Below are 23,963 nucleotides of genomic sequence, written 5' to 3'. Positions count from 1 at the left end.
GACATGATACGCCTCTCGCTTTCTCTCGGTTTCGCAGCGCTGGCTGCCGTAACGTCTGCGCAATCCGCGGAGCTTCCGGCGGAAATCAAGCAGGCGGGCACGCTCAAGCTCACGGTCAATTCCACCTACGCGCCGATGGAATACCGTGATCCCGCCAGCAACGAGCTGGTCGGGCTCGACATCGACCTCGCGAACGAACTCGCCAAGCGGCTCGGTGGGCTCAAGATCGTCTGGAGCGAGACGCCGTTCGCCGAGCTGATTCCGTCGCTCCAGACCAAGCGTGCCGATTTCATCATCTCCGGCATCTCCGATCGTGCCTCGCGACGCGAGAGCGCCGATTTCGTCGATTACCTCACGACCGGCCCGCAGTTCTTCGTGATGGCGGACAGTGCGGCCAAGGATGCGACCGATCTCTGCGGCAAGAAGGTCGGCACCACCCGCAGCACCAGCTTTCCGGTCGAGATCGAGAAGTGGAGCAAGCAGAATTGCGAGGCGGGCGGCAAGCCAGCCATCCAATATGTGCCGGGCGAGAACTCGATCGACGTTCGCAACCAGCTCAAGCAGGGCCGCATCGACGCTGCCGTACAGGGCAGCGAGACGTTGCCTTATGCGCAGACGCAGGAGCCGGGCAAGTACCGCGTCGTCGGCGAGTCCTTCGCGAAGGGCTATCAAGGCATCATGTTCCGCAAGGACGATGCCGCGCTCCGTGAAGTCGTGACGGAGAAACTCACCGTGATGATCGCGGATGGTTCCTACAAGGCAGTTCTCGACAAATGGGGTCTGGGTGCGAATGCGGTGACCCAGCCCATGCTGAACGCGGCACCGCAATGAAGGCGGCCCCGGCACTCGCGGAAGGTTTTCCCGATCTGTCGGGAATGCGGATCGCACGCGAGCCGCACTGGTTTCGCTGGCTGAGCGCGGCCCTGATCGTCCTGGTGCTGGCGGCGATCGCGCGAGCCTTCGCCAATGGCCAGATCGAATGGTCCTATGTCAGCCGCTTCATCACCGCAAAAGTAATCCTCGAGGGCATCGTCAACACCATGGTGATGGCGGTGCTGGCAATGGGACTCGGCATCTTCCTCGGAATCGTCGTCGCGATCATGCGGCTGTCGCCGAACCCGGTGCTGAAGACGGTGGCCGCAGGCTACACCTGGCTGTTCCGCGGCACGCCGCTGATCCTGCAATTGCTGTTGTGGTTCAATCTCGCGCTGGTATTTCCGACCATCGGCATTCCCGGCCTGTGGAGCGCGCGCGCCGTCGACGTCATGACGCCGTTCCTTGCCGCGCTGCTCGGGCTCGGCATCAACCAGGGCGCCTATACGTCGGAAGTGATGCGCGCCGGCATGCTGTCGGTCGATATCGGACAATATGAGGCGGCGCAGGCGATCGGCATGGGACGGCTGCGGGCGCTGCGCCGGATCATTTTGCCACAGGCGATGCGCGTCGTGATCCCGCCGCTCGGCAACGAGTTCATCGGCATGGTGAAGGCGACGTCGCTCGCGAGCGTCATCCAGTATCCTGAAGTGCTGCATAACGCCGAAAACATCTATTACGCCAATTCCCGCGTGATCGAGCTGCTGATCGTCGCCGGGCTCTGGTATCTGCTCGTCGTCTCGATCCTGACCCCGCTCCAGATGCTGCTCGAACGCCGTTTTGCACGCGGCACCATGCGGTTGGCGCGATGACAAAACCCCTCGTCGCGATCCGCTCGGTGAGCAAGAGTTTTGGAGAGTTTCAGGCTCTCAAGAACGTCTCGCTCGACGTCTGGCCCGGCGAGGTGATGTGCCTGATCGGCGCCTCCGGCTCCGGCAAAACCACGCTGCTTCGCTGCATCAACCAGCTCGCGGTCATCGATAGCGGCGGCATCTGGCTCGATGGCGAATTGCTTGGCGTGCGCGAGCAAAGCGGGCGGTTGCATCGCCTCAGCGAGAACGAGATCGGGCGGCAGCGGCTGAAGACCGGCATGGCGTTCCAGCGCTTCAACCTGTTTCCGCACAAGACCGCGCTGGAGAACATCACCGAAGGCCCGCTGCAGGTGCAGGGCCGCAAAGTCGACGAGGTACGCGCTGAAGCGCTCGAATTGCTGCGCCGCGTCGGCCTTGCGGCCAAGGCCAATTCGTATCCCGCGCAACTCTCGGGCGGCCAGCAGCAACGCGTCGCGATTGCGCGGGCGCTCGCGATGAAGCCGATGCTGATGCTGTTCGACGAGCCGACCAGCGCGCTCGATCCCGAGCTCGTCGGCGAGGTGCTCGCGGTGATGAAGGAGCTGGCGAAGAGCGGCATGACCATGATGGTGGTGACGCACGAGCTCGGCTTTGCCCGCGAGGTCGCCGACCGCGTCGTCTACATGGACCAGGGCGCGATCGTCGAACAGGGCCGCGCGTCCGAAGTGCTGGGCGCGCCGCGCGAAGAGCGCACCAAGGCATTTCTTTCGGCTGTGATCTGAAATGGGGGCGTATTGATGAAAAGACTTTTCGTTGCGGCGGCGCTTTTCGGTGCCATGAGCGTCTCGGCGCTTGGTACTAAGGCTTGGGCGATCGAGCTGCCGCCTGACATCGCCAAGCGCGGCAGCCTCAAGGTGGCGCTGGTGCCGAACTATCCGCCGATGGAGTTCCGCGATCCCGCGACCAACGCGCTGTCGGGCTTCGACATCGATCTCGGCGAGGCGCTCGGGCGCAAGCTCGGCGTCAAGATCGAATGGACCGAAACCAGCTTTGCCGAGTTCATGCCGTCGATTTCGACGGGGCGGGTGGACGCCATCCTGTCCGGCTTCACCGACTATGCGAGCCGGCACGACATTGCCTCCTTCGTCGACTATTTGCGCAGCGGCCCAAAATTCTTCGTGCAGCAGTCCCGTGCGTCCGAGTTCAAGGACATGGCTGCACTGTGCGGAAAGAAGGTCGGCGCCAGCCGCCGGACCATGTTTCCGGCCGAGATCGACAAGTGGAGCCAGAAGAACTGCGGCAGCAACCCGATCCAGTTCGTCGGCACGGATGGCTCGGCAGATGCGCGCACGCAGCTCAGGCAGGGCCGCATCGACGCCGCCGTGCAGGGCAACGAGACGCTGCCCTATGTGATGGATCTCGAGCCGGGCACCTATGCGCCGGTCGGCGATCCCTTCGCAACGCAGTTCACCGGCATTGCGCTGCCGGTCAAGGAAAAGGCACTCCAGCAGGCAATGCTGGAGGCGGTCGACGCGCTGATCGCCGACGGCACCTACAAGACCCTGCTTGCCAAGTGGAAACTGACAGACAACGCACTCGAAAAGGCGACCATCAATGCTGGACAGTAAGGCCCTCCAGAGCATTCCGCTCACCCCAGCCAACACCGCGGATCCCGCACCGGAATATCCCTGGCCGAAGCCGTACGCATCGGCGATGTTCCTGTCCTTCGACGTCGACGCGGAAAGCGCGTGGACCAGCAAGGACGCCGTGCACGCCCAGCGGCTCATCACCATGAGCTATGGCGGCTACGAGGCGCGCGTCGGCACGCCAAAGCTGCTGGAGCTGCTCTATCAGCTCGATCTCAAGGCGACGTTCTTCGTCACGGGCTGGTCGGTCGATGCGCATCCGGCGATGGCGGAGTCGATCCTCAAGGCCGGCCACGAGATCGGCCATCACGGCTATCATCATCTCCTGCCGGATCCCGGCGATCCCTGGATCGAGGAGGAGCTGGAGCGCGGCTTCGAGGCGCTGAAGCGTCGGCTCGGCGTCAAGCCGACCGGCTATCGGGCGCCATACGGTGAATTCACCGAGGAGCTGCGCGCAGCACTCGTGCGTCACGGCATCGTCTACACCTCCTCGTTCCGCGATGACGTGCGGCCTTATCGGCATCGCCTCGCCGACGGCAAGCCCGGCACGATCGAACTGCCGGTGACGGCGAGCTATGATGACTGGATGCACGGCCTGTCGGCGCGCTTCAGCCCGCGCTCGATCTTCCCCAAGGAGCACGTACTCTCGATCTGGAAGGACGAGCTCGACGAAACCAGGGACTGGGGTGCGATGGTGACGACCGTGCTGCATCCGCAATGCAGCGGCCGTCCGATGCGGCTGCGCCTGCTGCGCGAGTTCCTGACCTACGCAAAATCGTGCCCGGACGTCTGGATCACCACCGGCGAGAAGATCGCTGAGAACTTCCTGCGCCACGAGGCCGCCAACCGTTGAGGAGTGCCATGACCCGTCGCCGCATCCTCGTCATCAATCCCAACTCCTCGGCGTCGGTGACGACGGCGATCGACGATGCGGTCGCGCCGCTGCGGATATCAGGCGGGCCTGAGATCGAGGTGGTCGGTCTTGCCGAGGGACCGCCAAGCATCAGCTCGCAGCGCGATTCTGACAGCGTCGTGATGCCGCTGGTCAACCGCGTCACGCGCGACGATGCGGATGCCTTCGTGCTAGCCTGCTTCAGCGATCCAGGCCTGCATGCGGTGCGCGAGGCGGCCGGCGGACGCCCCGTGATGGGCATCGCCGAATGCGGGATCTTTCGTGCGCTGATGCTGGGCGAACGCTATGGCGTCATCGCGCTGTCGCCGTCGAGCATCCGCCGCCAGCAGCGCATGGCGCGGGTGATGGGCGTCGACAGCCGCTATGCCGGAAGCTGGTCGGTCGGCGCAAGCGCGGCGGAAACGGCGGGCGCGGACATCCGCGGCCGGTTGATCGACGCTGGTCGTGCGCTGGTCACGCACTATCGCGCCGATGTCGTGGTGATGGGTTGTGCCGGCATGGCCTCGCATCGCGCGGCGATTGCGGAAGCGATCGGCGTGCCCGTGATCGAACCGGCGCAGCAGGCGGTCGCGGCTGCGATCGGCGCGGTGTTGTTGAATACGTAAGATCCTGCAGGAGCTCTTGTAATGCCCATCTCTCGCCGTTCGCTCCTCAAGGCTGCCGCAACGGTGCCGGCGCTTTCGTTGCCGGGCATCGTCCGCGCCGAATCCCAGAGCACGCTGCGTTTCATTCCCGTGATCGATCTCGCCTTCGTCGATCCGATCTACTCGACCGCGCAGGTGTCGCGAAACCATGGCTTCATGGTCTACGACACGCTCTATGGCATGAGCTCCTCGCTCCAGGTCTCGCCGCAGATGCTGTCGGGCCATGCGATCTCGGGCGACCAGCTGCAGTGGGACCTCAGCTTGCGTGACGGCTTGTTCTGGCACGACGGCGAGCGCGTGCTTGCCCGCGATTGCGTCGCCAGCATTCGCCGCTGGGCGGCGCGCGACGGTTTTGGCGGCGAGCTGATGGAGGCGACTGCCGAATTGGCGGCGGCGGACGATCGCACCATCCGCTTTCGCCTCAAGCGTCCGTTTCCGCTGCTGCCGCAGGCGCTGGGCAAGGCCGCGATCAATCCCTGCTTCATGATGCCGGAGCGGCTGGCGAGCCAGGACCCGTTCAAGCCGCTGACCGACGTCATCGGCAGCGGTCCGTTCCGCTACCTCGCCGACGAGCGCGTGCAGGGCGCCCGCAATGCTTACGCTAAATTCGAGCGCTATCAGCCGCGCACCGACGGCAAGCCGGATTGGACGGCGGGTCCCAAGATCGTGCATTACGACCGCGTGGTCTGGACCACCACGCCCGATGCCGGCACCGGTGTTGCCGCGCTCCAGACCGGCGAACAGGACTGGCAGGAGACCACGCCGCACGATCTGCTGCCGATCATCAAGGCCGCCGGCGACATCGAGACGCGCATCCTCGATCCCAGAGGCTACGCCTGCATGCTGCGCCTCAATCATTTGCAGCCGCCGTTCGATAATCCGGCCGTCCGCCGTGCCTTGCTCGGCGCCATCGACCAGTCCGCCTTCATGACGGCCGTCGCCGGCACCGATCCGGCGTTCCAGGTCTCGCCGGTCGGCTTCTTCGCACCTGATACGCCGATGGCGAGCGACGTCGGCCTCGATGTGTTCCGCGGCCCGCGCAACTACGACAAGGTCAAGGCCGACCTGAAGGCCGCCGGCTACAATGGCGAGAAGATCGTGGTGCTGGTCCCCACCAACTCGCTGGCACAGAAGCCGCTTGGCGAGATCGCGGTCGATAGTTTGCGCAAGGCCGGCATGAATGTCGAATATGCCGGGCTCGACTTCGCAGTCGTGTTGCAGCGCCAGTTGAAGAAGGATCCGATCGGGCAGGGCGGCTGGAGTGCGGCGGTCGGTAACTGGCAGGGCATCGACTGGCTCAACCCGGCCGGCAACACCAACATCCGTGGCGAAGGCAAGGTCGCCGGCTGGTATGCGAGCGAGAAGATGGGACCCTTGCGCAGCCAGTGGCTGGCGGCGTCCGAGCTCGCGGAGCAGCAGCGCATCTGCCGCCAGATCCAGGCAGTCGCCTTCGAGGAAATCCCCTATATTCCAATCGGCCTGTACAAGCAGCCGACCGCCTATCGCAAAGACATCACCGGCATTCTCGACGGCACCGCCGTCTTCTGGAACGTACGCCCCGCATGAGCATCACGGCAATTTTCGGCAGCTATGTGCTGTCACGCAAGGACGGCGCGCAGGATGTGCTGCGCGACCATTGGGTCCTTGTCGAAGGCAAAAAGATCGCCGCGATCACACGTGACAGGCCGAGCGCGGATCACGTCTACGACCGTCCCGGCCGCTTCGTCCTGCCGGGCCTGCTCAATCTGCACAACCACTGCTTCTCCGAAGCCGTGGCGCGCAGCCATAGCGAGGACGGCAACGGCCGTAAGAACAACCAGAGCATCGTCTATACGGTGCTGCTGCCACTGACCAAGCGCGGCGCGGAGATTCTATCGGCCGAGGAGCGACTGGCGGTCGCGCGGCTCGGTATCCTCCAGCTCCTCAAGGGCGGCGCCACCACGGTGATGGAGCCGTTCCGCAATTCGATCCCCGAGATGTTCGACGCCGCCGAGGAGATGGGCATCCGCTTCTACGGCGCGCCCTATCTGTTCTCGACATCGGACGCGAAAGCTGGCGCCGACGGCGTAGTCCGCTATTCCGGTGACGACGGCACGGCCGACATGGCGACATGGGATGCGCTCTATCAGCGCTGGAACAATCGCGGCGACGGCCGCATCAGCCTCGCCATGAGCCCGCACGCCACCGACACCTGCGGCCCCGATCTGCTGAAGGCCTGCGCCACGCGGGCGCGCGAGCTCGGGGTGCCCATCACGACGCACATGGCGCAGAGCCGCGCCGAGGTCGAGACCATCGGCAGGCGCTATGGCGGCCGCACGCCGGCGGAATATCTGGACTGGCTCGGCCTGCTCGCGCCCGATCTGATGGCGGCGCACTGCATGTTCAGCAGCGACGATGATCTGAAGCTGATGGCCGCGCGCGGCATGACTGTCCTCAATTGCCCGCGCGTCTTCGCGCGCGCCGGCGTGACCGCGGCGTTCAGCCGCTTCGCGGAGCACGGCGTGCGCACCGTGGTCGGCACCGACGGCTACAACATGGACCTGCTCGGCGAGCTCAATGCGGCGTCGCTGATCTCAAAGGTGGCCTCGCAGCGCGCCGATGTGGCGAACTCACCGGAGCTGATCGAGGCGAACACGGCTGTCGCCGCCGACGTCATCAAGCGGCCGGACCTCGGCCGCATCGAGCCGGGCGCCACCGCCGATCTCACCGTCGTCGATCTCACCCATCCGCATCTTCAGCCGCTGTTCGATCCGCGCCGCGCACTGATCGCGCTCGCCAACCGCGCCAACATCGATCAGGTCATGGTCGACGGCCGCATGCTGGTCGATGCGGGCCGCTATCTCGGTGCTGATGAGGCCGCGATCACGGCGGCAGGCACCGCCGCGATCGGCAAGATCTGGGACTTGCCGGAGGCGCAGGCGGCATTCAACGGCTAGCCCTCGAAGTCGACGAGCGATTTGCGCATGGTCTCGACCAGATCGAGCGCGACCGGCGAGGGGCTGCGCTGGGCGGGAAAGACCGCTGAAAATTCGAAATCGATGCGCGGCAGGAAGCGACGCACGACGACGCCGCGGGTGGAGAACTCCTGCGCCGTGAAGGGATCGCAAATCGCAACCCCAAGCCCCGACGACACCATGCCGCACATGATCTCGGATAGCGCGGTCTCCACGCGCAGCACGCGGCGAACATCGTGGCGGTGGAAGAGCTGGTCGACGAGATGCCGGCTCGACGATCCCGCGGACAGCGAGATGAACGTCTCGCCCTCGAAATCGCGTGGCTCCAGGACTTCCTTCTCCGCGAGGCGATGACCCGTCGGCAGCACCGCGACGCGGGCCGGCGCGGGCAATTTCATGGTTGGTAGACCCGAATGCGCGATCGGCACCTCGGCAAAGCCGACGTCACATTGGTTGTTCAGCACCCAGTCGACCACGATCGGCGAGATCACGCCGAAGAACGCAAGGTTGAGATTTGGCCGCTCCTTCAGGAAGTGACCCGTCAGCCGCGGCAGATAACCGTTCGACAGCGCCGGCAGTGCTGCAATCCGCAGCGAGCCGGTGCGGCGGCCGCGGATTTCCTCGGCAGCGGCGGTGATGCGTTCGAGGCCGACGAACGAACGTTCCACCTCGGTATAGAGCGCCATCGCTGCCGCGGTCGGCACCAGGCCAGTGCCGCGCCGCTCGAACAGCTCCATTTTCAGCAGCGCCTGGAGGTCGCGCAGCAAGCGGCTGACCGCCGGTTGCGTCACCGTCATCAGCGCCGCCGCCTCGGTGACGCTGCCGGTCAGCATCGTTGCCCGGAAGGCCTCTACCTGCCGCGAATTGATCCGCGCCATCCCGATTTCCATTCATAACATTTGGGCATGCAGAGGGTGCCATTATTCATTGGACGATGGAAGTCGGGGTTTGCGATCTTTTTCATCAGAGCTGGAGACAGCCCGCTTTTTCGGCAGATTGGAGGGGTTCAAACCTCCAAATCGCACCAAATCCGCGAAGCAGGGGCCGGAGCCCTGCTTGAGGGTGGGATCGGTGCGGAAGGAAATGCGGAAGGCGCTTTGGCTAGTGGGACTTGTCGGCACGTCACCTCATCCCGGTATTGGAGATCGGACCACATGAAGACTCTCAGCCTTCTGACCGCGGCCAGCATCGCGGCGCTCATTGCCGCCCCGACGGCCGTCTCGGCCCAGCAGAAAACACTCTATGTCGCCGGCTATGGCGGCTCGTTCGAGAAGACGATCCGGGACGAGGTGATCCCGACCTTCGAGAAGGAGAACGGCGTCAAGGTCGAGTATGTCGCCGGCAACTCCACCGACACGTTGGCGAAGCTGCAGGCGCAGAAGGGCAATCAGCAGATCGACGTCGCCATCGTCGATGACGGTCCGATGTACCAGGCGATCCAGCTCGGCTTCTGCGGCAAGCTCGACGGACTGCCGGCCGCCGATCTCTACGACACCGCGCGCTTCAAGGATGATCGCGCCGTTGCGATCGGCATCGTCGCGACCGGCCTGATGTACAACACCAAGGTGTTCGCCGAGAAAGGCTGGGCGCCGCCGACCTCGTGGAATGACCTGAAGGACACGAAATACGCCAAGCAGCTGGTCATTCCGCCGATCAACAACACCTATGGCCTCGAAGCGCTGGTGATGCTGTCGAAGATGAATGGCGGCGGCGAGTCCAACGTGGACTCGGGCTTCAAGATCTTCAAGGAGCAGATCAATCCGAACGTGCTCGCCTATGAGCCGTCGCCGGGCAAGATGACCGAGCTGTTCCAGTCCGGCCAGGCCGTCATCGCCGTGTGGGGCACCGGCCGCGTGCAGAGCTTTGCCAATACCGGCTTTCCCGTCGATTTCGTGTACCCGAAGGAAGGCGCGGCAACGCTGCTGACGACGGCCTGTCCGATCGCGAAGCCCAACGCCTCTCCGCTGGCATCGAGCTTCGTGAAGATGCTGCTCGATCCAAAAATCCAGCTCGTGATGCTGAAGGACTATGGCTACGGCCCGGTGCTGAAATCGCTGGTGGTGCCGCCGGAGCTCGGCAAGATGGCCCCGATCGGCGAGCGCGCGGCAAAACTCTATAATCCGGACTGGACCACCATCAACGAGAAGCGTGAGGAGTGGACCAAGCGCTGGAACCGCGAGGTCGAGCGCTGATCTGATCGTTCGCAGCGGAGACAGCTCATGGCCTATCTCGAGCTCGATCGGGTCGCCAAACAGTTCGGCGCGCAGACCGTGGTCGATGACTTCAGTCTGGCGGTCGGCAAGGGGGAGTTCATCTCCTTCCTTGGCCCCTCCGGCTGCGGCAAGACCACGACGTTGCAGATGATCGCGGGCTTCCTCGATCCCACGCGCGGCGCAATCCGGCTCGAGGACAAGGACCTGACCGCGATCCATCCGGCCAAGCGCGGACTCGGCATCGTGTTCCAGAGCTATGCGCTGTTTCCGCACATGACCGCGGCGGAGAACGTCGCCTTCGGCCTCGAGATGCGCAACGCCCCGCGCAACGAGCGAGCCGAGCGCGTCCGCGCCGCGCTCGCGATGGTGGGCCTCGCCGGTTACGAGGATCGCCATCCGCGCCGGATGTCCGGTGGCCAGCAGCAGCGCGTCGCGCTGGCGCGCGCGCTGGTGATCAAGCCGAGCGTGCTGCTGCTCGACGAACCGCTGTCCAATCTCGACGCCAAGCTGCGCGAGGAGATGCAGATCGAGCTGCGCCAGATCCAGCGCACCATCGGCACAACGACGATCCTCGTCACGCATGACCAGAACGAAGCGATGTCGCTGTCCGACCGCATCGTGGTGATGAGCCAGGGCAAGATCGAGCAGATCGGCACGCCGCAGGAAACCTATGAGAGGCCGGCCTCGGCCTTCGTCTCGCAGTTTCTGGGCAAAACCAACGATTTTGCCGGGACCATCGATCGGACTGCGACCCCGGCGCGGTTGGTGGCCGGTTCCTGGAGCGCGCCGGCGCCTGCCGGCTTGAGCGGCCCCGTCACCGTCAGCATTCGCCCCGAACGCATCGGTTTCGGCGATGCCGGCCTCAGCGCAAAGATCGTCACGCGCATCTTCCAGGGCAATTACTGGCTGTTCCAGTGCGACAGCGAATGCGGCCCGGCGATCGTGATCCGTCAGAATGATGGTCAACCGCAGCCGGCTGAAGGCGAGGCCGTCCGCCTCTCCTGGCGGCCGGAGGACATGAGCGTGCGTGCGAGGACCGTCGCATGAGCGCGGCCGCCGAGGAGCGCAGCGCGCGTGCCCCATGGGCGCTGACGGCGCCCGCCCTGATGCTGTTCGTCGGCGTGCTGCTGATCCCCCTGGCGATGACCGTGATGCTGTCGTTCCACGATTGGGGCCAGTACAAGGGCATCGAGCCGGTCTTCATCCTGAAGAACTGGCAGGAGATCGCGACTGATCCCTATTACGCCGAGATGTTCTGGCGCACGTTCCGGATCGCGATCCTGACCACGTTGCTCACCGCTCTGCTCGGCGCACCTGAAGCCTACATCCTCAACCGGATGAGCGGCCGCTGGAAGAGCTTTTTCCTGCTGGTCATTCTCGGGCCGCTGCTGATCTCCGTGGTGGCGCGCACGCTCGGCTGGGCGCTGCTGTTCGGCGGCAACAACGGCCTCGTCAACAAGCTGCTGATGTCGCTCGGTGCAATCCGCTCACCCATTCCCTTCATGTTCACCGAGACCGGCATGGTCGTCGCGCTCGCGCATGTGATGATGCCGTTCATGGTGCTGTCGGTCTGGGCCGCGCTGCAGCGGCTCGATCCGCAGATCGAGAATGCCGCGATGTCGCTCGGCGCGGGACCCGTGACCATCATCCGCCGCATCATCATGCCGCAGATCATGCCGGGTGTGCTGTCGGGCGCGATCATCGTGTTCTCGCTCTCGGCCAGCGCCTTCGCGACGCCCGCGATCATCGGCGGCCGCAGGCTCAAGGTCGCGGCGACGCTGGCTTACGACGAATTCCTCAACACGCTGAACTGGCCGCTGGGTGCGGCGGTCGCGACGCTGCTGCTGGTGGCGCTGGTGCTGATCGTCGTCGGCAGCAACGCGCTCATCGAGCGCCGCTATGCGGAGGTGTTCCGATGAGACGGAACGGCCCGCTGGCGCTGATCTTCCACACCATCTTCGTTATCGTGATGGTGGCGCCGATCCTGGTGGTCTGCCTCGTCGCCTTCACGCCCGAAGGTTTTCTGTCGCTGCCGACCAACGGCTTCTCGCTGCGTTGGTTCAGGGCGATCGGCAATTATCCCGAGTTCATCCATGCCTTCTGGGTCAGCCTCGGGCTCGGCGCGCTGTCGTCCTTCGTGGCGCTGCTGTTTGCGGTGCCGGCGGCGCTCGCGATCGCGCGCTATCGCTTCCGCGGACGCGATGCGCTGGCGGCGCTGTTCCTGTCGCCGCTGATGATCCCGCATGTCGTGCTTGGCATCGCCTTCCTGCGCTTTTTCACCTCGGCGGGCCTCGGCGGCAGTTTTGCCGCGCTGATCATCGCGCACGTCATCATCGTGTTTCCGTTCGCGCTGCGGCTGACGCTGGCGGCCGCGACCGGTATGGATCGCACGGTCGAGATGGCCGCGGTGTCGCTCGGCGCCGGCGGCTGGACGCTATTCCGCCGCGTGACGCTGCCCTTGATCCTGCCCGGCGTCATCAGCGGCTGGGCGCTCGCCTTCATCCAGTCGTTCGACGATCTCACCATGACCGTCTTTCTCGCAGCACCCGGCACCGAGACGTTGCCCGTGCGCATGTTCCTTTATATCCAGGACAACATCGATCCGCTGGTGACGTCGGTCTCGGCCTGCGTGATCGCTGTGACCATGACCGCCCTCATTCTGCTCGACCGCTTCTACGGGCTCGACCGTGTGCTCGCCGGCAAGGGCGATACGGGACGATAGGAGAATCTATGTCTAAAGCGTTTTCGAGCGAAGTGGACGCCGGTTCGCGTAAAGAAAACGCGTCTAAACAAAAGTCCGACTATGACGTCGCCGTCGTTGGCGGCGGATTGCTCGGCTCCGCCATTGCCTGGGGCCTCGGCCGGCTCGGCAAGAGCGTGGCCGTGCTCGACGAAGGCGACATCACCAAGCGTGCTTCGCGCGCGAATTTTGCGCTGGTCTGGGTGCAGAGCAAGGGCCTCGGCATGCCCGCCTATACGGTGTGGACCGTGCAGGCGTCGCAGGCCTGGGGGCGGCTCGCGTCCGAACTGAAGCAACAGACCGGGCTCGACGTCGCGCTCCAGCAGAACGGCGGCTTTCATCTCACGCTCGGCGAGGACGAATTCGGCCAGCGCACCGAACTGGTCAAGCGCATGCACAATCAGGTCGGCGCGGCCGACTACAAGATGGAGATGCTGTCTGCATCCGAGGTCAGGAAGTCGCTGCCGCTGATCGGTCCCGAAGTCTCGGGCGGCAGCTATTGTCCGCTCGACGGCCACGTCAATTCGCTGCGCACCTTCCGCGCCTTCCATACCGGGTTCAGGGAATTCGGCATCGACTATTTTCCGGAACAGCCGGTCTCGGCGATCAGCAAGAGTGGCGGCGAATTCCGCCTGACCACGCCGAAGGGCGAGCTCCGTGCCGCCAAAATCGTACTTGCGGCCGGCAATGCCAACCAGACGCTGGCGCCGATGGTCGGCCTCTACGCGCCGATGGGGCCGACCCGCGGCCAGATCGTCGTGACCGAGCGCACCATGCCGTTCCTGCCGCATCCGCTGACCACGATCCGCCAGACCGACGAGGGCACGGTGATGATCGGCGACAGCAAGGAGGATGAGCTCGACGATCGCGCGCTGAAACATTCGATCAGCGCTGTCATGACCGATCGTGCGCAGCGGATGTTTCCGCATCTCGCGCGACTGAACGTGGTCAGGAGCTGGGCCGGCATTCGCGTCATGCCGCAAGACGGCTTTCCGATCTACGACCAGTCGGAGACGCATCCTGGCGCCTTCGTCGCCTGCTGCCATTCGGGCGTGACGCTGGCCTCCAACCATGCCTTCGAGATCGCGCGCATGGTTGCGCAAGGCGCGCTCGAACCGGAACTGGTCGGCGCGTTCTCCGCCAGCCGCTTTGGCGGCGCGGGCGCTGCGAACAACAGCGGCTATTAGAGATAATTGAAGGAGCCAAGAGGCATCCCATGTTCAGACGATCCGAGCAGGACAAGCGCCCGCAAGTGCAGATCTTCGTCGACGGCGTCGCCGTCGCGGCGCGTCAGGGCGACACCGTCTCCGCCGCGCTGCTGACATCCGGCCAGGACGCGCGCCGTTCCACGGCCGTGAGCGGCGCGCCGCGTCTGCCCTATTGCATGATGGGCGTGTGTTTCGACTGCCTCGTCACCATCGATGGCGTCGGCAATCGCCAGGGCTGCCTCGTGCCAGTCGCCGAGGGCATGCAGATCGAAATCCAGAAGGGCAAGCGGGAGATCGGACGATGAGCGTGGCTCCCAAGCGCGAAGAATACGATGTCGTCGTGATCGGCGCCGGGCCCGCCGGTCTCGCGGCCGCCGCGACATCAGCTGAAGCCGGTCTGTCGACGCTATTGCTCGACGAGAATATCGGGCCCGGCGGCCAGGTGTTTCGCGCGATCTCGTCGACGCCGGTGACCGACCGCGATCAGCTTGGTGCCGACTATTGGGTTGGTGCCGATCTCGTTCAGTCGCTCCGCGCGAGCAGCGCGGAGGTCATCCACCGTGCGACGGTCTGGAGCCTCGATCGCAACCTCGATATCGCCGTCTCGATCGGCGGTGCGTCGGCCTTCATCAAGGCCAAGCGCGTGATCCTCGCGACCGGCGCGCTGGAGCGGCCGTTTCCGATTCCCGGATGGACATTGCCGGGCGTGATGACGGCAGGCGCCGCGCAGACCATGCTGAAATCGTCGGCGCTGGTACCTGATGGCCGCACCGTGATCGCTGGGCAGGGGCCGTTGCTCTGGCTGCTCGCCGCGCAGATCATGCGCCTGGGTGGCCGCATCGATCGCATTCTCGACACCACCGAGCGCGGCAATTATTTCGCGGCGCTGCCGCACGCTTTCGCCTTCCTGACCTCGCCTTATTTCACCAAGGGCCTGTCGATGATGCGTGAGGTCAAGGCCAAGGTGCAGGTCGTCTCCGGCGTCTCTGAGCTCGCTGCAGCCGGCGATGGCCAGCTCGCCAGCGTGAGTTATGTCGCCGGCGGCAAGCGCGAGACCATCCCTGCGGATCTGCTGTTGCTGCATCAGGGTGTCGTACCCAGCGTCAATCTGGCGATGTCGGCCGACATCGAGCATCGCTGGGACGATTTGCAGCTGTGTTGGTCGCCCGTCCTCGATGCGAGCGGTAACTCTTCGGTCGCCGGCATCGCGATCGCCGGCGACGGTGCCGGCATCGGTGGTGCGAATGCCGCCGTCGTGCGCGGCCGCATCGCGGCGCGCGCGGCAGTCGAGGCATTGGCGCCTGCGGCGGCCGCAAAGCTTCCCGCGATGGCGACGCTCCGTGCCGATCTCGCCAAGGCGGAGCGCGGCCGCGTCTTCCTCGACACGCTGTTCCGTCCCGCGCCGCAATTCCGCATTCCCGCGGGCGACACCATCGTCTGCCGCTGCGAAGAGGTCACCGCAAAGGAAGTTCTCGATTCCGTCGCGATCGGCGCGACAGGGCCGAACCAGCTCAAGGCCTATCGCCGCACCGGCATGGGCCCGTGCCAGGGCCGGCTCTGCGGCCTCACCGTCACCGAGCTGATGGCGCAGGCGCGTGGCAAGACCCCTCAGGAGATCGGCTATTACCGGCTGCGCGCGCCGGTGAAGCCGATCACGCTCGCCGAGCTCGCCGCCGTTCCGAAGAGCGAAGCGGATATCAAGGCCGTGGTACGCGGATGACCCAAAACGTGGATGCGATCGTCGTCGGCGGCGGCATCCACGGATGCTCGACCACGCTGCACCTGTGCCTCGCCGGTCTGAGGCCGGTGCTGATCGAGAAGGACTATGCCGGCCGGCACGCGTCCGGCGTCAATGCCGGCGGTGTCCGGCAGCTCGCGCGGCACATCCCCGAAATCCCGCTGTCGATCCGCTCGATGGGGATCTGGGAAAAGATCGCTGATCTCCTCGACGACGATTGCAGTTTTGAGAGCTACGGCCAGGTGCTGGTCGCGGAAAACGAAGAGGAGCTTGCCGTTTGCCGCGCGCGCGTCGCCGAGCTCAACGCGCTCGGCTTCACCCATGAAGAGCTGATTGATGCGACCGAGCTACGTCGCCTCGTGCCCGCTGTGGCGGAGACTTGTCCCGGCGGCGTCGTCTCGCGCCGGGACGGTGCAGCCAACCCCGCGCAGACGACGACGGCGTTTCGGCGCAAGGCCCAGCAGCTTGGCGCGACCGTGCGCGAGGGCGTAGCCGCCTCCAACATCCGCTATAGCGACGGCCTCTGGTACGTCGACGTCGGCACTGAAACCTTTGCCGCGCCGGTGCTCGTCAATGCGGCCGGCGCCTGGGCCGGCAAGATCGCCGCTGATCTCGGTGAGCCGGTGCCGGTCGAGACCGTGGCGCCGATGCTGATGATCACCTCGCGCGTGCCGCACTTCATCGATCCTGTCGTGATCCTGCGCGGACGAAAGCTTTCCTTCAAGCAATTCAAGAACGGCACCGTGCTGATCGGCGGCGGCCATCTGGCCACCCCCTATCAGGACCGCAACGAGACGGTGCTGGACTGGAAGAGCCTCGCGATCAGCGCCCGCACCGTGTTCGAGCTGTTCCCGGTGATGCGCAGCGCCACGATCGTCCGCGCCTGGGCCGGCATCGAGGCCAAGATGAAGGACGATATCCCCGTGTTCGGGCCGAGCAGCCGCCACAAGGGGCTCTATCACCAGTTCGGCTTCTCGCTGCACGGTTTTCAGCTCGGCCCCGGTGCCGGCGCCGTGATGGCGGAGCTGATCGTCAACGGCGGCACCCAGACGCGAATCAGCGATCTCGGCATCGACCGCTTCCATCTCTCCACGCTTTAGGAAGAAGACGTCATGAGCATCACCCGCAGCATCCGCACGCCCATCATGCACCGCGCCGTCGAAGCCAATGGCTTCGTCTTCGTCGGCGGCACGATTGCCGACGACACCTCGGTCTCGATGGGCGATCAGACCCGCAACATCCTCGGCAAGATCGCCGGCTACCTGAAGGAGGTCGGCACCGACAAGAGCCGGATCGTCAGCGCCTCGATCTACGTCACGGATCTCTCCAAGAAGAAGGAGATGGATGCGGCCTGGACCGAGTTCTTCGGCGACGATCTGCCGACCCGCGCCACCGTCGGCGTCGCCGATCTCGGTGGCGGCGCGCTGATCGAGGTGGTGGTCACCGCGCTCAAGGGCTGATCCGCTCAGTCCGATTTGGCGAACATCCCGACCAGGGTCTCGCGCAGCCAGCGCTGCGCGGGCACGGTGTCGTTGCGCTGGTGCCAGAACAGGCTGACGATGCGGGCCGGCGCCTTGAGCGGCAGCGGCATCGCATGCAGGAACGGCGCGTGGCGCGACTGCGAACGGAGATCGCTTGGCAGTACGGCAATGAGGTCGGACTGCCGCACGGTCTCGTAGGCTGCGCTGTAATGGTTGACCGTCGCCACCAGATTGCGTGACAGCCCGCGCGAGGCGAGAAACAGATCGTAGGATGGCTGTGTCTTGCCGGCGAGGCTCACATCGACATGCCTTGCGTTGAGAAAGGCGCGCGTGCTCAGCCGCTTTTGTGCGGCGAGCGGATGGTCGCGCCGCATGAAGCAGGCATAGTCGACCGTCCATAGCGAGCGCGAGCGGATGGCGGCCGGCTGCTGCGCCTCGTTGACGTAAACGCTCAAGACACAGTCGACCCTGTTGTCCTCGAGCTGGTCGGCGATCTCCACGATGGTATTGGGAACGGTGTGCACGCGCGACTTCGGCGCGACCTTGCCGAGATGGTTCAGCAGGTCCGGCATCACCAGCGAAGCCACATAGTCCGACATCGACAGGGTGAATTCGGTCTGGGCGCGGCCGGGATCGAACACCTGCTCGTCGAGCGCGCCGCGCACGCTTTCCAGGGCTTCGCCGATCGGCTGCCACAGCACGACGGCGCGTTGCGTGGGGCGGATGCCGGTGCCGGATCGCACGAACAGGGGATCGCCGAGCGCGTCGCGCAGGCGCGCGAGTGCGTTGCTGACGGCGGGCTGGGTCATTGTCAGCGCGCTCGCGGCGCGCGTGACGCTGCCCTCGGTCATCAGCGCCTCGAAGACTTTCAGCAGGTTGAGGTCGAGCGCGCGGAACGACACACATTCACCGTGGTGATATATGAGATCAAGATTATAAATTATGACGATAATGTCACTTTGTCTATGCTTCGCTCCCGAACGACGCGCGGTGTGCCGGGCCGCAATCGAGGGGGATTTCCATGTCAATGATATCGGCGCGCATCGAGCGCCTTCCGTTCGCGCGCTTCCACATGCATCTCCTGCTGATGGGCGGGCTCGGCTACATGTTCGACGCGATGGACGCGGCGGTGCTGGCCTTCATCCTGCCGGTGCTGCGGACTGCCTGGAATTTGTCGAGCGTCGAGATCGGCGTGCTCGGCAGCAGCACCTATATCGGCTTCCTGTTCGGAGCCCTGTTCGCCGGCACGCTCGGTGACCTGATCGGGCGCCGTGCAGTGATGATGTCGGCGCTGGCGCTTTACTGCGTGGCGTCGATCGTCAGTGCCGTGGTCGATAGCTGGTCGGCGTTCTTCGCTGCACGCGTCGTCGCCGGCATGGGCACCGGCGCGGAGAGCGCGATCATCGCGCCCTATCTCGCGGAATTCGTGGCGCGGCGTTACCGCGGCAGCTTCACCGGCGCGCTGGCCGGCTTCTTCTCCTTCGGCTTCGTCGCGGCGGCCTTGCTCGGCTACTTCATCGTGCCCGCCTATGATAACGGCTGGCGTATCGTGCTGGTGATCACAGCAATACCCGTCGTCATGCTGTTGTGGTGGCGTCGGGCCCTTCCGGAATCGCCGCGCTGGCTCGAAAGCCGCGGACGGGAGAAGGAAGCCGAGGCTGTGCTTGATCGAATCGAGGCCGGCTTTGCGCGCGAGGGCCATGTCCTGCCGCCGCCGGTCGTCGAAGTTGCCCCGCCCGCCGGGACCGGCGGAACGCTGCTCGCCAATTTCGCGGCACTTCTGGCGGCCCGTCAGGCGCGCATCACCATCATGACCTGGATCATGTGGCTTGCGATCACCTTCAGCTATTACTCCTTCTTCGTCTGGATCCCCGGCCTTCTCGTCCAGAACGGCATGAGCATCACCAAGAGCTTCGGCTATTCGATCGCGATCTATTGCGCGCAGATCCCCGGCTATTTCAGTGCCGCCTATTTCAACGAGCGCATCGGCCGGCAGGCGACGATTGCGACCTACATGGTGCTCGCCGGAATCAGCGCGCTCGGTCTCGCCTTCGCGCAGACGGATCAGCACATCATGCTGGCGGGAATTCTGCTGTCTCTGTTCATGAACGGCACCTATGCGGGCGTCTATGCCTATACCGCCGAGGTATTCCCGACGCCGGTCAGGACCACCGGGGCCGGGCTTGCCTCCGCGATCGGCCGCATCGGTGCGATCGTGTCGCCGATCCTGGTCGGCTACCTCTATCCCAATTTCGGCTTCGCCGGCGTGTTCGGCGTCACCACCACCGTGCTGCTGCTCGGGGCGGTCACGGTCGTGCTGATGGGCGTGCCGACGCGCGGCCGGTCTCTGGAAGAGATCGCGGCGGGCGAGGTTGCATGATGCGAACCAAAACAATGGCTGATCCCTGGCTCTGCGCCGTCGCGGCAGCGCAGAGCAGCGTCGATCAGCCGAAGGCGTTGTTCGCAGCGCTCGACCAGGCCATGAAGTCGGCGATCGGGCACAAGCTGTTTACGATCCTGACTTACGACGACGCCAGCGGCGAAGCCGCGCGGGTCTATTCCAATCTTCCCGGGCCCTATCCTGCGGGCGGGCGCAAGCGCCTGGCGCCGGGGCCGTGGACCGAGGCGGTGCTCGACCGTGGCGAGGCCTATATCGGCCGCACGCTGGACGATCTGCGCAACGTGTTTTCCGACCACGAGCTGATTGCCTCGCTTGGTTGCGCGAGCGTGCTCAACATGCCCGTGCGCTGGCGTGGACGCACGCTCGGCTCGCTCAATCTGCTGCACGAGGCGGCCTGGTACGACGAGGACGACGTCGCGGCCTGTCTCCCCTTTGCCCAATTGACATTGCCGGCACTTCTGGCGCCGGCGTCCTGACAGGAAACCACCATGCCCAGCATCCTCTTCAAGAATGCCGCTCTGCTTGACCCGCTTCAGCCGGAGCTGCTGACGAGCCATGACGTGCTGGTCGAGGACAATCTGATCAAGGAGGTCTCGGACCGGCCAATCAAGGTGACCGCCGATCGAACCATCGATGTGAAGGGCAAGACGCTGATGCCCGGCCTGATCGATCTCCACGTGCACACCAACGCGATCGAGCTGAACCTGGCGCAGCAGGTCCACATTCCCAACGTGCTGGTGACGCTGCGCTCGACGCTTCTGCTGCGCGGCATGCTGCGGCGAGGCTTCACGACCGTCCGTGATGCCGGAGGCGCCGGCCACGCGATGAAGCAGGCGATCGAGACCGGCCTGACCGACGGTCCGCGGCTGTTCGTGTCGGGCCGTGCGCTGAGCCAGACAGGCGGCCACGCCGACATGCGGGCGCGTTCCGATTACCTCGCTAGCGACACGGCCTGTCCCTGCTGCGTTCGCGTCGGTGCGTTGGGGCGTGTTGCCGACGGTGTCGACGGCGTGCGCAAGGCTGTGCGCGAGGAGCTGCAGATGGGGGCCGACCAGATCAAGATCATGGCGTCCGGCGGCGTTGCCTCGCCGACCGATCCGGTCGGCGCCTTCGGCTACTCCGAGGACGAGATCCGCGCCATCGTCGAGGAGGCGCAGGGCCGGCAGACCTATGTGCTGGCTCATGCCTATACCGCGGCGGCGATCGCGCGCGCGGTTCGCTGCGGCGTCCGCACCATCGAGCACGGCAATCTCGTCGACGAGCCGACTGCGCGTCTGATGGCCGAGAAGGGCGCCTATGTGGTGCCGACGCTCGTGACCTATGAGGCCCTTGCCAATGAGGGTGCGCAATACGGCCTGCCGCCGGAGAGCGTCGCCAAGATCGCTGACGTCCGCGATGCCGGCCTGCGCTCGCTCGAGATCTATCGCAAGGCCGGGGTGAAGATGGGCTATGGCAGCGATCTGCTTGGACCGTCGCAGCGCCTCCAGAGCGATGAATTCCGCATTCGCGCCGAGATCCAGGGCGCACGCGAGGTCATCGCCAGTGCGACCGTGATCGGCGCGGAGGTGCTCGGCATGGAGGGCAAGCTTGGCCGGATCGTGCCCGAAGCTTTTGCCGACCTGCTGGTGGTTGACGGCAACCCGTTGCGCGACGTGACCTGCCTGCTCGGGCAGGGCGAGCACATCCCGCTGGTGATGAAGGCGGGCAAGGTCCAGTTCGACAGGCTGGCCGCATAACCCTGAGGCAATAAGATCCCCGCCGAGGACATGGCTTGATCTTGTCGCCCGGCGGGATTATGAGCGGGCTCTCAACAAGGATATTCGCAGCCATGGATTTCACCCCGACCGCAACGCCGATCCGCATTGCTCACGGGGAATTCCATGCCTGCTTCAATCATCCTGTCGCGCCTGTCACTGTCCACGCCTGACGGCCGCTCGCTCCTTTCCAACATCGATCTGACCTTCGGCGCCGAGCGCGCCGGTCTTGTCGGCCGCAATGGCGTCGGCAAGACAACGCTTTTCGCCGCAATCACGGGCGAGCACCTTCCGCAGTCGGGGCGTGTGATCGCCAACGCTACCGTCGGGCTGCTGCGCCAGGACGCCCAGCTCCGTGCCGGCGCGACGGTTGTCGACCTCTTCGGCGCGCGCGCTGCCCTGGACCTGCTTCGCCGTGCCGAGCGCGGCGAAGCCTCGGCCGAGGATGTCGCCGATGTCGACTGGACCCTGGAAACACGGCTTGCATCCGCCCTTGCCCGCGTTGGCTTCGATATCGCCGCCGACACGGAATTGGACCGCTTGTCGGGCGGGCAGGTCACGCGCGTTCGTCTCGCCGCGCTGCTCTTCACCGAGCCGGACTTCCTGTTGCTGGACGAGCCCACCAACAATCTCGATCGGGACGGGCGCCGTGCCGTGATCGATCTGCTGGCCGCCTGGCGCGGCGGCGCGATCGTCGTCAGCCACGACCGCGCGCTGCTGGAGACGATGGACGCCATCGTGGAACTGACCTCGCTCGGCGCTACGAGATACGGCGGCAATTGGAGCAGCTATCGCGCACAGAAGGCTGTCGAGCTCGCCGCCGTCAGGCACGACCTCGCCCATGCCGAGAAGCATCTGTCCGAGATCGACGGCAAGGCGCAGGAGGCGGTCGAGCGCAAGGCACGCAAGGACAGTGGCGGAAAGGCGAAGCGCGCCAAGGGCGACATGCCGCGTATTCTCGCCGGTGCGCGTCGGGATCGCAGCGAGGACAGCGGCGGCAAGACTGCGCAGATCACGGAGAGGCGGCGCGCGGAAGCGCTTGATGCGGTCGATACCGCACGCCGACGCATCGAGATCCTCCAGCCGCTGTCCGTCAAGCTACCCTCGACGCAGCTGCCGGCGGGGAGGGAGGTGGTTTGGCTCGATCGCGTCAGCGCGGGCTATCAGCCGGAGCGACCGATCCTGCGCGATCTATCGCTCACCATCGTTGGGCCGGAGCGGGTCGCGATCACCGGGCCGAACGGCTCCGGCAAGACGACGCTGCTGAAACTCATCGCCGGTGAGCTGCCCTCCAGCTCGGGCACCGTGCGGGTCAGGCCGGATTTTGCGCTGTTCGACCAGAAGGTCAGCCTGCTCGATCCCGCGGTCTCGATCCTGGACAATTTCGCGCGCCTCAATCCAAGGGCGGGCGCGAACGAGTGCCATGCCGCGCTGGCGCGCTTCATGTTTCGCGCCGATGCGGCCTTGCAGATCGCCGGCAGCCTGAGCGGCGGGCAGCTGTTTCGGGCGGCCCTCGCCTGCGTGCTGGGCGGATCGGCGCCACCGTCACTGCTGATCCTGGACGAGCCGACCAATCATCTGGACATCGAGTCCATCGAAGCCGTCGAAGCCGGCTTGAGGGCCTATGACGGCGCGCTGCTCGTCGTCAGCCATGACGAGGCGTTCCTGCAGGCGATCGGGATCACGCGGCGGCTCGATTTCGCCGCCTCGGCGTGATTGTTCGGCATGGCAGAACAATGATACCGGCGGCCGGCTGATTATCTTTCGCCGGAAAAGGGGCAAATCCTCCCGTGTCAGCCGCAAGCAGCGGCCGGGAACCACGGAGAAGGCAAATGTCCAACGGAAGCAAACAGGTCGCCATTGTCACCGGGGGCTCGCGCGGCATTGGAGCTGCGATTGCCGAACGGCTCGCCGGCGACGGCTTTGCCGTTGTCATTAACTATGCCGGCAGCGCGGCCGAAGCGGAGGCGCTGGCCGCCAGGATCGCGCAAGCCGGCGGCCGGGCCATCACCGCGCAGGCCGACGTCAGCGACGCAGCCGCCGTAACGCGGATGTTCGACGCGGCGGAGAGCGCGTTCGGTGGCGTCGATGTGCTGGTCAACAATGCCGGTGTCATGCGGCTGGCGGCGGTTGCGGATGCCGACGATGCCGTCTTCGACAGCCAGATCGCGATCAATCTGAAAGGCACCTTCAACACGCTGCGCGAGGCAGCACGCCGGCTGCGCAATGGCGGGCGCATCGTCAATCTGTCGTCGAGCCAGGCCGGTCTCCTGTCTCCGACCTACGGCATCTATGCGGCGACCAAGGCGGCCGTCGAGGCTCTGACCCATGTGCTGGCCAAGGAGTTGCGTGGCCGCAACATCACCGTGAATGCCGTGGCGCCCGGTCCGACTGCAACGAAGCTGTTTCTGGATGGCAAGACCCCGGCGGTGATCGATCATCTCGCCAAGCTCGCGCCGTTGGAGCGGCTGGGCCAGCCCACGGATGTCGCGGCCGCGGTCTCGTTTCTCGCCGGCCCCGATGGTGGCTGGATCAACGGACAGGTGCTGCGCGCCAATGGCGGGATCATCTGATCCCGCCCCGCATCCTGCCGCAATTCTTCAAAAA

24 protein-coding genes are annotated in these 23,963 nt (G+C 65.3%); 22 read left to right on the top strand and 2 right to left on the bottom strand.

What is annotated here, in order from left to right:
• Nucleotides 1-3: 3 nt before the first annotated feature.
• The 8 genes from NLM31_RS35750 to NLM31_RS35715 are packed head-to-tail and all read left to right on the top strand — an operon-like array spanning nucleotide 4 to nucleotide 7,803.
• Nucleotides 4-831 carry an ABC transporter substrate-binding protein gene (locus NLM31_RS35750; RefSeq protein WP_254195279.1) on the top strand — a complete coding sequence of 276 codons (828 nt, stop codon included), beginning with the start codon at nucleotides 4-6 and terminating at the stop codon, nucleotides 829-831.
• Nucleotides 828-1,685, top strand: coding sequence for an amino acid ABC transporter permease (locus tag NLM31_RS35745; protein ID WP_254195278.1), 858 nt, complete (start codon nucleotides 828-830; stop codon nucleotides 1,683-1,685). Before NLM31_RS35750 ends, NLM31_RS35745 begins: the two co-directional genes overlap by 4 nt.
• On the top strand, nucleotides 1,682-2,446 hold the full coding sequence (locus tag NLM31_RS35740; protein WP_254195277.1) for an amino acid ABC transporter ATP-binding protein: 765 nt from the start codon (nucleotides 1,682-1,684) through the stop codon (nucleotides 2,444-2,446). Before NLM31_RS35745 ends, NLM31_RS35740 begins: the two co-directional genes overlap by 4 nt.
• A gap of 15 nt (nucleotides 2,447-2,461) precedes the next feature.
• A complete protein-coding gene (locus NLM31_RS35735) occupies nucleotides 2,462-3,292 on the top strand; it encodes an ABC transporter substrate-binding protein (protein ID WP_254133948.1) in 831 nt (276 codons plus the stop codon).
• Complete coding sequence (locus tag NLM31_RS35730; protein ID WP_254195276.1) at nucleotides 3,279-4,163, top strand: polysaccharide deacetylase; 885 nt, start codon at nucleotides 3,279-3,281, stop codon at nucleotides 4,161-4,163. Before NLM31_RS35735 ends, NLM31_RS35730 begins: the two co-directional genes overlap by 14 nt.
• Before the next feature lie 8 nt (nucleotides 4,164-4,171).
• Complete coding sequence (locus NLM31_RS35725) at nucleotides 4,172-4,828, top strand: aspartate/glutamate racemase family protein (RefSeq protein WP_254195275.1); 657 nt, start codon at nucleotides 4,172-4,174, stop codon at nucleotides 4,826-4,828.
• Nucleotides 4,829-4,849: 21 nt separating this feature from the next.
• On the top strand, nucleotides 4,850-6,433 hold the full coding sequence (locus tag NLM31_RS35720; RefSeq protein ID WP_254195274.1) for an ABC transporter substrate-binding protein: 1,584 nt from the start codon (nucleotides 4,850-4,852) through the stop codon (nucleotides 6,431-6,433).
• A complete protein-coding gene (locus NLM31_RS35715; RefSeq protein ID WP_254195273.1) occupies nucleotides 6,430-7,803 on the top strand; it encodes an amidohydrolase family protein in 1,374 nt (457 codons plus the stop codon). Before NLM31_RS35720 ends, NLM31_RS35715 begins: the two co-directional genes overlap by 4 nt.
• Here the strand turns inward: NLM31_RS35715 and NLM31_RS35710 are convergent.
• Nucleotides 7,800-8,699 carry a LysR substrate-binding domain-containing protein gene (locus NLM31_RS35710; protein ID WP_254195272.1) on the bottom strand — a complete coding sequence of 300 codons (900 nt, stop codon included), beginning with the start codon at nucleotides 8,697-8,699 and terminating at the stop codon, nucleotides 7,800-7,802. The genes NLM31_RS35715 and NLM31_RS35710 overlap by 4 nt on opposite strands.
• Before the next feature lie 276 nt (nucleotides 8,700-8,975).
• Between NLM31_RS35710 and NLM31_RS35705 the strand changes: the two genes are divergently transcribed.
• The 9 genes from NLM31_RS35705 to NLM31_RS35665 are packed head-to-tail and all read left to right on the top strand — an operon-like array spanning nucleotide 8,976 to nucleotide 17,180.
• Nucleotides 8,976-10,013 carry an ABC transporter substrate-binding protein gene (locus tag NLM31_RS35705; protein WP_254195271.1) on the top strand — a complete coding sequence of 346 codons (1,038 nt, stop codon included), beginning with the start codon at nucleotides 8,976-8,978 and terminating at the stop codon, nucleotides 10,011-10,013.
• Between the two features lie 27 nt (nucleotides 10,014-10,040).
• On the top strand, nucleotides 10,041-11,081 hold the full coding sequence (locus NLM31_RS35700) for an ABC transporter ATP-binding protein (protein ID WP_254195270.1): 1,041 nt from the start codon (nucleotides 10,041-10,043) through the stop codon (nucleotides 11,079-11,081).
• Nucleotides 11,078-11,953 (top strand): ABC transporter permease, encoded by an 876-nt coding sequence (locus NLM31_RS35695; protein WP_254133940.1) that lies wholly within the window; start codon nucleotides 11,078-11,080, stop codon nucleotides 11,951-11,953. Before NLM31_RS35700 ends, NLM31_RS35695 begins: the two co-directional genes overlap by 4 nt.
• Complete coding sequence (locus NLM31_RS35690; RefSeq protein WP_254133939.1) at nucleotides 11,950-12,756, top strand: ABC transporter permease; 807 nt, start codon at nucleotides 11,950-11,952, stop codon at nucleotides 12,754-12,756. The genes NLM31_RS35695 and NLM31_RS35690 overlap by 4 nt, the downstream gene beginning before the upstream one ends.
• A gap of 8 nt (nucleotides 12,757-12,764) precedes the next feature.
• Nucleotides 12,765-13,961 carry an FAD-binding oxidoreductase gene (locus NLM31_RS35685; RefSeq protein WP_254195269.1) on the top strand — a complete coding sequence of 399 codons (1,197 nt, stop codon included), beginning with the start codon at nucleotides 12,765-12,767 and terminating at the stop codon, nucleotides 13,959-13,961.
• Between the two features lie 29 nt (nucleotides 13,962-13,990).
• Nucleotides 13,991-14,287: a (2Fe-2S)-binding protein gene (locus NLM31_RS35680; protein WP_254195268.1), complete on the top strand. Its 297-nt coding sequence runs from the start codon at nucleotides 13,991-13,993 to the stop codon at nucleotides 14,285-14,287.
• Nucleotides 14,284-15,702, top strand: a complete 1,419-nt coding sequence (locus NLM31_RS35675; RefSeq protein WP_254195267.1) for an NAD(P)/FAD-dependent oxidoreductase — start codon at nucleotides 14,284-14,286, stop codon at nucleotides 15,700-15,702. The genes NLM31_RS35680 and NLM31_RS35675 overlap by 4 nt, the downstream gene beginning before the upstream one ends.
• A complete protein-coding gene (locus tag NLM31_RS35670) occupies nucleotides 15,699-16,820 on the top strand; it encodes an FAD-binding oxidoreductase (protein ID WP_254195266.1) in 1,122 nt (373 codons plus the stop codon). The genes NLM31_RS35675 and NLM31_RS35670 overlap by 4 nt, the downstream gene beginning before the upstream one ends.
• A 12-nt stretch (nucleotides 16,821-16,832) precedes the next feature.
• Complete coding sequence (locus NLM31_RS35665) at nucleotides 16,833-17,180, top strand: RidA family protein (protein ID WP_254195265.1); 348 nt, start codon at nucleotides 16,833-16,835, stop codon at nucleotides 17,178-17,180.
• A gap of 5 nt (nucleotides 17,181-17,185) precedes the next feature.
• On the opposite strand, the gene NLM31_RS35660 is transcribed toward NLM31_RS35665, so the two are convergent.
• Entirely contained in the window at nucleotides 17,186-18,052 is an 867-nt protein-coding gene (locus NLM31_RS35660; RefSeq protein WP_256562367.1) for a LysR family transcriptional regulator, read from the bottom strand.
• A 170-nt stretch (nucleotides 18,053-18,222) separates the two neighbouring features.
• Here NLM31_RS35660 and NLM31_RS35655 point away from each other — a divergent pair, with 170 nt between their 5' ends.
• From NLM31_RS35655 to NLM31_RS35635, 5 genes are all read left to right on the top strand, one after another.
• Complete coding sequence (locus tag NLM31_RS35655) at nucleotides 18,223-19,581, top strand: MFS transporter (protein ID WP_254133933.1); 1,359 nt, start codon at nucleotides 18,223-18,225, stop codon at nucleotides 19,579-19,581.
• A complete protein-coding gene (locus NLM31_RS35650) occupies nucleotides 19,578-20,078 on the top strand; it encodes a GAF domain-containing protein (protein ID WP_254133932.1) in 501 nt (166 codons plus the stop codon). The genes NLM31_RS35655 and NLM31_RS35650 overlap by 4 nt, the downstream gene beginning before the upstream one ends.
• A gap of 12 nt (nucleotides 20,079-20,090) precedes the next feature.
• Nucleotides 20,091-21,338, top strand: coding sequence for an amidohydrolase family protein (locus NLM31_RS35645; RefSeq protein ID WP_254195264.1), 1,248 nt, complete (start codon nucleotides 20,091-20,093; stop codon nucleotides 21,336-21,338).
• 144 nt (nucleotides 21,339-21,482) lie between these two features.
• A complete protein-coding gene (locus NLM31_RS35640; RefSeq protein WP_254195263.1) occupies nucleotides 21,483-23,072 on the top strand; it encodes an ABC-F family ATP-binding cassette domain-containing protein in 1,590 nt (529 codons plus the stop codon).
• Nucleotides 23,073-23,188: 116 nt separating this feature from the next.
• On the top strand, nucleotides 23,189-23,929 hold the full coding sequence (locus NLM31_RS35635) for an SDR family oxidoreductase (RefSeq protein ID WP_254195262.1): 741 nt from the start codon (nucleotides 23,189-23,191) through the stop codon (nucleotides 23,927-23,929).
• Nucleotides 23,930-23,963 lie beyond the last annotated feature (34 nt).

This window comes from Bradyrhizobium sp. CCGUVB4N, from assembly GCF_024199945.1.
In the GTDB taxonomy this organism is placed as follows: Bacteria; Pseudomonadota; Alphaproteobacteria; order Rhizobiales; family Xanthobacteraceae; genus Bradyrhizobium.
The sequence above is the reverse complement of the archived record's forward strand: the minus strand, read 5'-3'. Positions and strand labels throughout refer to the sequence as shown.